Source organism: Polaromonas sp. P1_A2 (assembly GCF_056406895.1).
The window spans coordinates 1,398,350-1,411,966 of sequence record NZ_JBFTZI010000001.1 but is presented as its reverse complement, the minus strand read 5'-3'; the positions used below and the strand labels follow the sequence as shown (position 1 = coordinate 1,411,966).

Annotated in this window: 5 protein-coding genes and 2 pseudogenes; all 7 read left to right on the top strand. The window is 65.1% G+C overall.

Features of this window, described 5'->3' with window-relative positions:
• Nucleotides 1–18: 18 nt before the first annotated feature.
• Nucleotides 19–972, top strand: coding sequence for a LysR family transcriptional regulator (locus tag AC1D09_RS06820; RefSeq protein ID WP_477664018.1), 954 nt, complete (start codon nucleotides 19–21; stop codon nucleotides 970–972).
• A gap of 179 nt (nucleotides 973–1,151) precedes the next feature.
• Entirely contained in the window at nucleotides 1,152–2,228 is a 1,077-nt protein-coding gene (locus AC1D09_RS06815; RefSeq protein WP_477700984.1) for an NAD(P)/FAD-dependent oxidoreductase, read from the top strand.
• 20 nt (nucleotides 2,229–2,248) lie between these two features.
• Nucleotides 2,249–3,139 (top strand): tRNA glutamyl-Q(34) synthetase GluQRS, encoded by an 891-nt coding sequence (gene gluQRS, locus AC1D09_RS06810; protein WP_477664016.1) that lies wholly within the window; start codon nucleotides 2,249–2,251, stop codon nucleotides 3,137–3,139.
• Entirely contained in the window at nucleotides 3,136–3,891 is a 756-nt protein-coding gene (gene trmB, locus AC1D09_RS06805; protein ID WP_477664015.1) for a tRNA (guanosine(46)-N7)-methyltransferase TrmB, read from the top strand. Before gluQRS ends, trmB begins: the two co-directional genes overlap by 4 nt.
• Nucleotides 3,892–4,836, top strand: coding sequence for an RluA family pseudouridine synthase (locus AC1D09_RS06800; protein WP_477700983.1), 945 nt, complete (start codon nucleotides 3,892–3,894; stop codon nucleotides 4,834–4,836).
• Between the two features lie 474 nt (nucleotides 4,837–5,310).
• Nucleotides 5,311–5,442: pseudogene (locus tag AC1D09_RS06795) on the top strand (ESPR domain-containing protein); the annotation flags it as partial.
• Nucleotides 5,443–5,565: 123 nt separating this feature from the next.
• Nucleotides 5,566–12,816: pseudogene (locus AC1D09_RS06790) on the top strand (ESPR-type extended signal peptide-containing protein); the annotation flags it as partial.
• Nucleotides 12,817–13,617 lie beyond the last annotated feature (801 nt).

Below are 13,617 nucleotides of genomic sequence, written 5' to 3'. Positions count from 1 at the left end.
ATTATTTGAATCATTCTTATGGCAACGATCAACAACCGGGTGCGTGACGCCCTGACGCCCGAAACCCTGGGCCTGATAGGCGCGATCCACGGCGCCGGCAGCATGGCGGCGGCGGCGCGCGAGCTGGGCTTGGTGCCCAGCGCCCTGACCTACCGGATACGCCAGGTGGAAGACGCGCTGGACGTGCTGCTCTTCGACCGCTCCTCACGCCAGGCCAAACTGACCGAGGCCGGCAAGGAGCTGCTGCGCGAGGGCAACCGCCTGCTGGCCGAGCTCGATGCCGTGGCCAACCGGGTCAAACGCGTGGCCACCGGCTGGGAGCCGCAGCTCACGCTGGCGGTGGACAGTGTGATTTCGCGCACCACGGTGATGGAACTGTGCGAGGCTTTTTTCGCGCTGAACCCGCCCACCCGGCTGCGCCTGCGCGAGGAGGCGCTGTCGGGCACGCTGGAGGCACTCACCTCGGGCCAGGCCGACCTGGCCATAGGCGTGGCCATAGAGCCGTCCGTCAACACCGCGGTGCAGCACAAGACCCTGGGCAGCATCCATTTCATTTACGCGGTCGCGCCCCACCACCCGCTGGCGCAGGCCCCCGAGCCCGTGACCGACGCCATGCTGATGCCGCACCGCGCCGTGGCCGTGGCCGATTCGGTGCAGCGCGGCAGCGGCGTCACGGTCGGGCTGCTGGGCGGGCAGGACATCTTCACCGTGCCCGGCATGCAGGAAAAACTCCAGGCGCAGCTGCGCGGCCTGGGCGGCGGCTTTCTGCCGGAATACCTGGCGCGCCCCCACGTCATCACCGGCCGGCTGGTGGAAAAACGCATGCAGCGCCCCCCGCGCCATGTACCCATGAGTTATGCCTGGCTGCGCGCGCCCGACGGCAAGGAGGGCCGCGCGCTGCAGTGGTGGCTCAAGCAATTGGAGAGCGCGGCCACGCGAAAAGCGCTGCTGGAACGCGAGCAATCCCTGTGAAAACCCGTAGTCGCTTCGCAATCCGGGCGCGGCGGCCGCGCCTGCGTGTAGAGTGTGCTTAGAGCTTCTTATCGTTTTCGTTTATGGTTCAGACGTGATGACCCAGGCCGGGGGGCCGTGAATTGCCCGCGAAAGCGGCAAGGCGCCTCATTCATCAAATCCAAAAAGCACACAAAGACATGACAAAAAACACCAGCCTCCCCCTCCCTGAATCCGCGGCCGGCCGCCGCATCGCCGTCATAGGCGCGGGCATCGCCGGCATTGCCTGCGCGCGCACGCTGGCGCAGGCCGGCCACCAGGTCACGGTGTTCGAGAAAAGCCGCGAAGTCGGCGGGCGCATGGCCACGCGGGACAGCGAATTCGGCGGCTTCGACCACGGCGCGCAGTATTTCACCGTGCGCGACGCGCGTTTCGAGAAAGCCCTGGCCACAGTCCCCGGGCTGGTGCGGCCCTGGAGTGCCAACACCGTGCGCATCCTCGACGAGCTGGGCCGTGTCGTGGCCTCGGCCCTGCCGCCCAAAGAAGCGCACTGGGTCCCCACGCCGGGCATGAATGCGCTGCTGCGCCAATGGGCCCAGCCCTTGGCGGCCGCGGGCCGCCTGCTGCTGGAGACCGAGGTGCTGCGGCTGGAACGCGACAAGCTGCACCCCGAACAATGGCAGCTGCAGACCGAAGGCCCGGGCGCCGGCAGCCGGGTGCATTCGGGCTTTGACGACGTGGTGCTGGCCCTGCCTTCGCCGCAGGCGCACGCCCTGCTGCTGAGCTCGCAACAGGGCAAGCCGCTGATGGAGGCACTCGCCAAGGTCAGCGTGGCGCCCTGCTGGACGCTGATGCTGGCCTTCCCCCAGGCCATGCAGCCCACGATGGCGCACCTGGGCCCCCACTGGAACGCGGCGCGCAGCACCCACCACCGCATCGCCTGGCTGGCGCGCGAGTCGTCCAAGCCCGGCCGCAGCCCCATTGAACGCTGGACCGTGCAGGCCAGCCCAGACTGGTCGCAGCGCCACCTCGAGGACGACGCCGAACGCGTCAAGGCCAAGCTGCTCAAGGCCTTCACCGAAGTCACCGGCATACGCGCGGCGCCGCCCCATGCCGTGGTGCACCGCTGGCGCCACGCCCAGACGCTGCAGCCGCTGGGCAAAACCCACGCATGGGACGCCAAATCCCGTATAGGCGCCTGCGGCGACTGGTGCCTGGGGCATCGCGCGGAAGAAGGCTTTATATCGGGCCTTGAAATGGCTCTTGAACTGGCCTGAACGCCGGAAGCGAAATCGGCGTGGAGGCCGAATACCGGGGCCGCTTCGCCCCTTCTCCGACCGGCCCGCTGCACGCAGGCTCACTCGTGGCCGCCCTGGCCAGCTGGCTGGACGCCCGCGCGCACCAGGGCCGCTGGCTGGTGCGCATCGAGGACGTGGACACACCGCGCTGCGTGCCCGGCGCCGACCAGACGGTTCTTGAGCAACTGGCCCAATGCGGCCTGCTGCCGGACGAGCCGCCCGTCTACCAATCACAGCGCGGCGCGCTGTACCAGCAGGCGCTGGACCCGCTGGTCGCCCGCGGGCTGGCCTATCCCTGCGCCTGCACGCGCCAGGACATCGCGCGCGCACTGGCGGCTTCAGGCCAGCCGCGCGAACGCCATGGCGAACTGGTCTACCCCGGCACCTGCCGCAATGGCCTGCACGGCCGTACCGCGCGCGCCTGGCGGCTGGACACGCGAGCCCCCGCGCCCATCCGCTGGCAGGACCGCCTGCTGGGCCCGCAGTCGCAGGACGTGGCCCATGAGGTGGGCGACTTCGTGCTCAAGCGCGCCGACGGCCTGTGGGCCTACCAGCTGGCCGTGGTGGTCGACGACGCGGCCCAGGGCATCAGCGACATCGTGCGCGGCGAAGACCTGGCCGACAACACGGCGCGGCAAATCCTGCTGCAGCGCGCGCTGGGCCTGCCCCAGCCGCGCTACCTGCACACGCCGCTGGTGCTGGGCGCCAACGGCGAAAAGCTCTCCAAACAGAACGGCGCGCAGGCGCTGGACACTTCCCAGCCGCTTGCCGCGCTGCGGCAGGCAGGTGCGGTACTGGGCCTGCCATTGCTGGCCAGTGCTGCCACGCCGCAGGACTGGCTGGGGCAGGCCGTGCCGCTGTGGGCAGCCCGCCTTAAAATCAACCGGTGACAGATACCAACTCCCCCACCCCGCCCGCCCCCCTCCCCGCTGACCCTGTCGAAAGCGCGGCCGCCGAACCGGGCGCTCCCCGCAACATCCGCAGTTTTGTGCGCCGCACCGGCCGCACCACCGTCGGCCAGGCCAAGGCCTTTGCCGATGTGGGCCCGCAGTTCCTGCTGCCCTACACGGCGCAGCCGGCGGATTTCGAGGCCATGTTCCAGCGTTCGGCCCCCACCATCCTCGAGATAGGCTTTGGCATGGGCGAGGCGACGGCCCACATCGCCGCGCTGATGCCCGAGAAAAACTTTCTGTGCTGCGAGGTGCACACCCCCGGCGTGGGCGCGCTGCTCAAGCGCATCAGCGAGCAGGGCCTGGCCAACATCCGCATCCTGCAGCATGACGCCGTTGAAGTGATAGACAACATGCTGCCGCCGGCCAGCCTGGACGGCGTGCACATCTTCTTTCCCGATCCCTGGCACAAAAAACGGCACAACAAGCGCCGCCTGATCCAGGCGCCGCTGGTTGCCAAGCTGGCCGCCCGCCTCAAACCCGGCGGCTACCTGCACTGCGCCACCGACTGGCAACCCTATGCCGAGCAAATCCTCGAGGTGCTGAGCGCCGAGCCGCTGCTGCGCAACACGGCGGATGCTGCCCAGGGCGGCTACGCGCCCAAGCCGGCCTACCGGCCCCTGACCAAATTCGAAAACCGCGGCATCAAGCTGGGGCACGGCGTCTGGGACGTGGTGTTCACCCGTGTCTGAATGCCCGCCCGTGCCGGCGTGAACGGACAGCCGTCCCATGGGCTGCCGACCCGCGACGGGGTCAGCCCCAGCTGCGTGGGCCTGCCGGCCGGCAACTGGCCCAGCATCACCGACTTCCTGGTGCAGCGCTTTCCCGCGATCACGCGCGAAACCTGGCTGCAACGCATGCGGGACGGCCTGGTGGCCGACGAGTTCGGCGTGCCCGTCACCGCTGAACGGCCCTACCGCGGCCACATGCGCGTCTACTACTACCGCGCACTGGAGGATGAGCCCCGCGTGCCCTTCGAGGCCAGCGTGCTGTACCAGGACGAGCACCTGGTCGTGGCCGACAAACCCCATTTCCTGCCGGTCACGCCCTCGGGCCACTATGTGCAGGAAACGCTGCTGGTGCGCCTTAAAAACCGCCTGGGCCTGGACGGCCTGGCGCCGCTGCACCGCATAGACCGCGAAACCGCCGGCCTGGTGCTGTTTTCGGTCAGGCCCGCCGACCGCGATGCCTACCAGGCGCTGTTCAGGCGCCACGAGGTGGCCAAACACTACGAGGCCATCGCGCCGTGGCGTGAAGACATTGCTTTTCCGCTGCTTCGCCAAAGCCGCATCGTGCAGGGCGAGCCCTTCTTCCGGCAGCAGGAAGCACCCGGCCTCGCCAACAGCGAGACCCATATCAGCGTGCTAGAGGCCCGTGAGGGCTGGGCCCGCTACGCGCTGAGCCCGGTCACCGGCAAGAAACACCAGCTGCGGGTGCATATGCATGCCCTGGGGATTCCCATCCTCAACGACAGGATCTACCCGCCGGTGCATCCCACGCCCGACGACGACTACAGCCGGCCCCTGCAGCTCCTCGCGAAATCCATGCATTTCACCGACCCGGTCACGGGTCAGCAACGGTCTTTCCAGACGCGTTTGAGCCTGCTGGCAGGCCTGCCCCCGGCAACGGGCGGCTAAACCCCTCGCCTCTTTCCAGCCAAACCGCGGCGCGCGGGGTGCCCATGCCCGCGCGCAGCCGGGCTGTTCCCGGCCTGCCCGTGTCTCCCCATCCCAACGCATTTTCCCGACTCCACGCCCCTGGAAGGCCGGGCGTGAGCCGGATCACGGTATTAATCCGAAAGTGACGTTTTTCGTGAAATCGGTCACCAAAGATGTCAGGAAAGAGGCGAAAAATCGCGTATTAGTTACATATTGAATCACTTTTCAGGAATTTCTACGTAGAAACCGATATATCTATCTCCTTGTCAGCATGTGATTTTTTCCTCAAAAATCAATCAAATCAATGCTTTACAAGAAATTCATCGGAAATTTCCGCATGCTTTTTCCGTGACCTATGGGAGAATCCTGTGAACTAGTTACATCATTTGTACATATTTTTACAAATAGCACTTAAGCAAACACTACCGGCCACACGCCTGTCCTCACCCCACCATGAACAAGTTCTACCGTACCGTCTACAGCGAGCTTCTGGGCACGTGGGTCGCCGTGTCGGAGATCTCGAGTGCGCGCGGCAAACGCAGCGGCTCCAAGGTGGTCCAGGTCGGCGCCGCAGGCGCCGTGGTGCTTGCGGGACTCCTCAACGGCGGGGGCCTCAGCCCCGTGAGTTCGGCCTACGGGCAAACATTGCCGGAAGCCGCCTGTACCGCGGGCAATGGCGGCACGATGTATTCCGCCGCCTCGACCTGCGTGAATTACGTCAACAACACGCGCATTTACGTCGACTCACTGTCGACTTCGACGTCAACGGGCCTGAGTACCGCCACCAGCCGCCTCAACTCGCTGTCAACGGGCCTGAGCACCACGGACAGCCGCGTCACGTCGCTGTCCACCTCCACCTCGACGGGTATCAGTTCCCTGTCCACCGGCCTGAGCACCGCCACGAGCAGCATCACGTCCCTGTCGACCTCCGCTTCCACCGGCATCAGTTCGCTGTCCACCGGCCTGAGCACCACCAACAGCAGCGTGGCTTCGCTGTCGACTTCGGCATCTACGGGCATCAGTTCCCTCTCGACCTCCACGTCCACAGGTTTGAGCACCGCAACCAGCGGCATCACCTCSCTGTCCACCGGACTGAGCACGACGAATAGCARCGTCACTTCGCTRTCCACATCGGCATCGACCGGCCTCAGCACGGCAAACAGCGGCATCGCGTCTTTGTCGACCTCCACCTCGACAGGCTTGAGCACCGCAACCAGCGGCATCACCTCGCTGTCCACCGGACTGAGCACGACGAATAGCAGCGTCACTTCGCTGTCCACATCGGCATCGACCGGYCTCAGCACGGCAAACAGCRGCATCGCGTCTTTGTCGACCTCCACCTCGACAGGCTTGAGCACTGCAACCAGCGGCATCACTTCGCTGTCCACCGGCCTGAGCACGACCAACAGCAGCGTCACTTCGCTGTCGACTTCGGCATCTACGGGCATCAGTTCCCTCTCGACCTCTACGTCCACAGGCTTGAGCACCGCCAACAGCGGCATCGTCTCCTTGTCCACTGGACTGAGCACAACCAACAGCAGCGTCACCTCGCTGTCGACCTCCACCTCTACCGGCCTGAGCACCGCCACCAGTGGCATTACGTCGCTCTCCACCGGACTGAGCACGACGAATAGCAGCGTCACTTCGCTATCCACATCGGCATCGACCGGTCTCAGCACCGCCAACAGCGGCATCGTCTCCTTGTCCACTGGACTGAGCACAACCAACAGCAGCGTCACCTCGCTGTCGACCTCCACCTCTACCGGCCTGAGCACCGCTACCAGCGGCATCACGTCGCTCTCCACCGGACTGAGCACCGCCAACAGCAGCGTCACCTCGCTGTCGACGTCTACGTCTACCGGCCTGAGCACCGCCACCAGCCGCATCAACTCGCTGTCGACGGGCTTGAGCACCACGGACAGCCGTGTCACCTCCCTGTCCACCTCGACGTCGACAGGCCTGAGCACCGCTACCAGCGGCATCACATCGCTATCCACCGGCCTGAGCAGCACCAACAGCAACGTCACATCACTGTCGACCGCCAGCAGCTCACTGTCCACCGGGCTCAGCACGACCAACAGCGGCGTCATCTCGCTATCCACGGGCCTCAGCACCACCGACAGCCGCGTCACCTCGCTGTCCACGTCGACATCGACGGGCTTGAGCACGGCCACCAGCGGCATCACCTCACTGTCTACCGGCCTGAGCACGGCTGCCAGCGGGATCACCTCGCTGTCCACCGGCCTGAGCGCCACCAACAGCAATGTCACATCGCTGTCGACTGCCAGCAGTTCGCTGTCCACCGGGCTCAGCACGGTTAACAGCAGCGCCACCTCGCTATCCACAGGCCTCAGCACCACAGACAGCCGTGTCACTTCCCTGTCCACCTCGACGTCGACAGGCCTGAGCACAGCTACCAGCGGCATCACATCGCTCTCCACCGGGCTCAGCACGGTTAACAGCAGCGTGACCTCGCTGTCAACCTCGGCCTCTACCGGTATCAGTTCGCTGTCCACCTCGGCATCGACCGGCCTCAGCACCGCGGACAGCCGGATCACCTCACTGTCGACCTCGACGTCAACGGGCTTGAGCACGGCCGCCAGCGGTATCACCTCACTTTCCACCGGCCTGAGCAGCACCAACAGCAGCGTGGTTTCGCTGTCGACTTCGGCGTCGACGGGCATCAGTTCGCTCTCGACCTCGACATCCACAGGTCTGAGCACGGCCACCAGCGGCATCACCTCGCTGTCCACCGCCCTGAGCACCACGGACAGCCGCGTCACCTCGCTGTCCACGTCGACATCGACGGGCCTGAGCACCGCTACCAGCGGCATCACTTCCCTGTCCACCGGGCTCAGCACGGCCAGCAGCGGCATCCTCTCCCTGTCGACTGGGCTGAGCACCACCAACAGCAGTGTCACTTCGCTGTCGACCTCCACCTCGACGGGTTTGAGCACAGCCACAAGCGGGATCGTCTCGCTGTCGACCGGCCTTAGCGGCACCAACAGCAGCGTGGCGTCCTTGTCGACGTCGACCTCCACAGGCCTGAGCACGACGAATAGCAGCGTCACTTCGCTGTCAACATCCGCCTCGACCGGTATCAGTTCCCTGTCCACATCGGCATCGACCGGCCTCAGTACCGCAGACAGCCGGATCACCTCACTGTCGACTTCGACGTCGACGGGCTTGAGCACCGCCACCAGCGGCATCACTTCACTGTCCACCGGCCTGAGCAGCACCAACAGCAATGTCACATCGCTGTCGACCGCCAGCAGCTCACTGTCCACTGGGCTCAGCACCGCCAACAGCAACGTCACCTCGCTGTCCACAGGCCTCAGCACCACCGACAGCCGCGTCACATCGCTGTCCACGTCGACATCGACGGGCTTGAGCACCGCCACCAGTGGCATCACCTCCCTGTCCACCGGCTTGAGCAGCACCAACAGCAATGTCACATCGCTGTCGACCGCCAGCAGCTCACTGTCCACTGGGCTCAGCACCGCCAACAGCAACGTCACCTCGCTGTCCACAGGCCTCAGCACCACCGACAGCCGCGTCACCTCGCTGTCCACGTCGACATCAACGGGCTTGAGCACCGCCACCAGTGGCATCACATCGCTATCCACCGGCCTGAGCAGCACCAACAGCAATGTCACATCGCTGTCGACCGCCAGCAGCTCACTGTCCACTGGGCTCAGCACCGCCAACAGCAACGTCACCTCGCTGTCCACAGGCCTCAGCACCACCGACAGCCGCGTCACATCGCTGTCCACGTCGACATCGACGGGCTTGAGTACCGCTACCAGCGGCATCACATCGCTGTCCACCGGCCTGAGCACCACCAACAGCAGCGTCACGTCCTTGTCGACATCTGCCTCAACCGGTATCGGCTCACTTTCCACCGGCCTGAGCACCGCCGCCAGTGGCATCACGTCCCTGTCAACGGGCCTGAGCACCACAAACAGCAGTGTCACGTCCTTGTCGACGTCCGCTTCGACCGCGGTCGGCTCCTTGTCCACCTCAGCGTCAACCGGCCTGAGCACCGCCGACAGCCGGATCACCTCGCTGTCGACGTCCACGTCCACCGGTATCGGCTCACTTTCCACCGGCCTGAGCACCGCCGCCAGTGGCATCACATCCCTGTCAACGGGCCTGAGCACCACGAACAGCAGTGTCACGTCCTTGTCGACGTCCGCTTCGACCGCGGTCGGCTCCCTGTCCACTTCGGCTTCGACGGGCCTGAGCACGGCCACCAGCGGCATCGCGTCCCTGTCAACGTCGGCCAGTTCGCTGTCCACCGGCCTGAGCACCACCAATAGCAGCGTTACCTCGCTGTCGACTTCGACATCCACGGGCCTGAGCACCGCCGACAGCCGGATCACCTCGCTGTCCACCTCGACCTCCACGGGTTTGAGCACCTCCGCCAGCGGCATTACCTCCCTGTCCACGGGCCTGAGCACCACCGACAGCAATGTCGCGTCGCTGTCCACCTCGGCTTCGACCGGCATGGGTTCCCTGTCGACCTCGGCCAGCTCGCTGTCCACCGGCCTGAGCACGACCAATAGCAACGTCACCTCGCTGTCGACATCCACCTCAACGGGCCTGAGCACGGCCGACAGCCGGATCACTTCACTGTCATCCTCGACCTCCACCGGTTTGAGCACGGCGACGAGCGGCATCACGTCCCTGTCGACAGGCCTGAGCACCACCAACAGCAACGTCACCTCGCTGTCGTCCTCGACATCGACCGGCTTGAGCACTGCCGCCAGCGGCATCAGCTCCTTGTCCACCGGGCTCAGCACCACGGACAGCAACGTCACATCGCTGTCCACATCGGCATCCACGGGCCTGAGTACCGCGGCCAGCGGCATCACCTCCCTGTCAACCGGCCTGAGCACGACCAACAGCAATGTCACGTCCTTGTCGACGTCCGCTTCGACCGGCATCGGTTCCCTGTCGACCTCGGCCAGCTCCCTGTCTACAGGCCTGAGCACGACCAACAGCAATGTGGCCTCGCTGTCGACCTCCACTTCGACAGGCCTGAGCACCGCCGACAGCCGGATTACCTCACTGTCGACCTCGACGTCCACCGGCTTGAGCACGGCGACCAGCGGCATCACTTCCTTGTCCACCGGCCTGAGCACCACCAATAGCAACGTCACCTCGCTGTCGACTTCGACATCCACGGGCCTGAGCACTGCCGATAGCAGGACCACATCGCTGTCGACTTCGACGTCTACCGGCCTGAGCACCGCAGCCAGCGGCATCACTTCGCTGTCCACCGGCCTCAGCACCACGAACAGCAATGTCGCGTCCTTGTCGACGTCCGCTTCTACCGGCATCGGTTCCCTGTCGACCTCGGCCAGCTCCCTGTCTACAGGCCTGAGCACGACCAATAGCAACGTCACCTCGCTGTCGACCTCCACTTCGACAGGCCTGAGCACTGCCGACAGCCGGATCACTTCACTGTCGACGTCTACTTCCACAGGATTGAGCACGGCGACCAGCGGCATCACTTCGCTGTCCACCGGCCTCAGTACCACGAACAGCAATGTCGCGTCCTTGTCGACATCCGCTTCGACCGGCGTCAGTTCCTTGTCCACCGGCCTGAGCAGCACCAACAGCAACCTTGCGTCGCTGTCGACCTCCACTTCCACGGGCCTGAGCACTGCCGATAGCAGGACCACATCGCTGTCGACCTCGACGTCTACCGGCCTGAGCACCGCAGCCAGCGGCATCACTTCGCTGTCGACTGGCCTGAGCACCACCGACAGCAATGTCGCATCGCTGTCCACGTCGGCTTCGACCGGCATCGGCTCCTTGTCGACCTCGGCCAGCTCGCTGTCCACCGGCCTGAGCACTGCCGATAGCAGGACCACATCGCTGTCGACCTCCACTTCCACGGGCCTGAGCACCGTAGACAGCCGGATCACTTCACTTTCCACGTCCACGTCAACCGGATTGAGCACCGCGGCCAGCGGCATCACTTCGCTGTCAACGTCGGCTTCGACCGGCATCAGCTCGCTGTCAAGCTCCACTTCGACGGGTTTGAGCACGGCCGCCAGCGGCATTTCCTCGCTGTCCACGGGCCTGAGTACGACGGACAGCAATGTGGCATCCCTGTCGACATCCGCCTCAACCGGCTTGAGCACGGCCGATAGCCGGACCACGTCGCTGTCGACGTCGACCTCCACCGGCCTGAGCACCGCCGCCAGCGGCATCTCCTCGCTCTCCACCGGCCTGAGCACGACCAACAGCAGCGTCACCTCGCTGTCGACTTCCACTTCAACGGGCTTGAGCACAGCAACCAGCGGCATCACCTCCCTGTCGACGGGCCTGAGCACCACCAACAGCAATGTCGCGTCCTTGTCGACGTCCGCTTCGACCGGCGTCAGTTCCTTGTCCACCGGCCTGAGCAGCACCAATAGCAACGTCACCTCACTGTCGACCTCCACTTCGACAGGCTTGAGCACCGCCGACAGCCGCATCACGTCGCTCTCGACGTCTACCTCCTCGGGGTTGAGCACATCGACCAGCGGCATTGCTTCCTTGTCGACGGGATTGAGCACCACGGACAGCAATGTCGCGGCGCTGTCCACGTCGGCCTCGACCGGCATCGGATCCTTGTCGACCTCGGCCAGCTCGCTGTCCACCGGCCTGAGCACCACCAACAGCAACGTCACCTCGCTGTCGACTTCCACTTCAACAGGCCTGAGCACCGCCGCCAGCGGCATCACTTCGCTGTCGACCTCGGCCTCAACCGGCTTCAGCTCGCTGTCCACCGGATTGAGCAGCGCCAATAGCAATGTCGCATCCCTGTCGACGTCTGCTTCGACCGGCATCAGCTCGCTGTCAAGCTCCACCTCGACGGGACTCAGCACAGCCGCTAGCGGTATTTCCTCCTTGTCCACGGGCCTGAGCACAACGGACAGCAATGTGGCATCCCTGTCAACGTCCACCTCGACCGGTTTGAGCACCGCCACAAGCGGCATCGCCTCAGTTTCCACCGGACTGAGCACGACCAACAGCAATGTGACCTCGCTGTCGACCTCCACCTCGACAGGCCTGAGCACCGCCGACAGCCGGATCACTTCACTGTCGACTTCGACGTCCACCGGCCTGAGCACGGCGACCAGCGGCATCACTTCGCTGTCGACCTCGGCCTCCACGGGACTCAGCACAGCCGCCAGCGGCATTGCCTCCCTGTCGACTTCGACGAACTCGCTGTCCACCGGCTTCAGCTCCCTATCGACCGGTTTCAGCTCGCTCTCGACCGCCACGTCGGCCGGCTTCAGTTCGCTGTCCACGGGCCTGAGCACCACCGACAGCAACCTGGCTGCGCTGTCGACCTCGACCTCGACCGGTATCGGCTCCCTGTCCACCTCGGCCTCGACGGGCCTGAGCACCTCGGCCAGCCGGATCACCTCGCTGTCGACCTCCACCTCGACGGGCTTGAGCTCGCTGTCCACGGGCCTGAGCACCACCGACAGCACAGTGGCCTCGCTCTCGACCGGCTTTGGTTCCATCTCTACCGGCTTCAGCTCCATTTCGACCGGTTTCAGCTCGCTGTCGACTTCAACATCCACCGGCTTTAGCTCGCTGTCCACGGGCTTGAGCACCGCCGAGAGCGGCGTGGCCTCGCTGTCGACCGGTTTCAGCTCAGTGTCTACCGGCTTCAGTTCACTCTCGACAGGCTTCAGCTCCCTGTCCACGGGTCTCAATTCCCTGTCCACGGGCCTGAGCACCACGGACAGCGCCGTGGCCTCGCTGTCCACCGGTTTTGGCACGGTCTCCACCGGCTTCAGTTCCATTTCGACGGGTTTCAGCTCGATCTCGACCGGCTTTAACTCGCTGTCGACTTCGACGTCGACCGGCTTCAGTTCCCTGTCCACCGGCCTGAGCACCACCGAAAGCGTGGTGGCCTCGCTGTCCACCGGCTTCAACACGGTGTCCACCGGTTTCAGTTCCATCTCGACGGGCTTTAACTCGCTGTCGACCTCCACCTCGACCGGCTTCAGTTCGCTCTCCACCGGCCTGAGCACCACCGAAAGTGTGGTGGCCTCGCTGTCCACCGGCTTCAACACGGTGTCCACCGGTTTCAGCTCGATCTCGACGGGCTTCAGCTCCTTGTCGACCTCCACCTCGACCGGCTTCAGTTCGCTCTCCACCGGCCTGAGCAGCACCAACAGCAATGTCGCCTCGCTGTCGACGTCCACCTCGACCGGTGTGAGCTCGCTGTCCACCGCCATTGATTCACTGTCGACCTCGGGTTCCACCAGCACCAGCTCGCTGTCAACCGGCGTGAGTTCGCTGTCCACGGGCCTGGATTCCCTGTCGACCTCAGCCTCCACGGGCATCAGTTCGCTGTCGACCGGCTTCGGCTCCCTGTCCACCGGGTTTGGATCGCTGTCCACCGGCTTTATCTCGCTGTCGACCAGCGTGGGCTCCCTCTCGACGGGCCTCAGCACCACCAACAGCAATGTCGCGGTGCTGTCCACCTCGGCCTCGACGGGCATCAGCTCGCTGTCGACCGCCATCGACGGGCTGTCCACCTCGACCTCCACGAGCGCCAGTTCGCTGTCCACGGGCCTGAGCAGCACCAACAGCAACGTCGCGTCCCTGTCCACCTCGGCCTCGACCGGTGTCAGCTCGCTGTCGACCGGTGTGAGTTCACTGTCCACCGGCGTCAGTTCGCTCTCGACCGGCGTGAGCTCCCTGTCCACCGGTATCAGTTCACTGTCGACCTCGACATCCACCGGC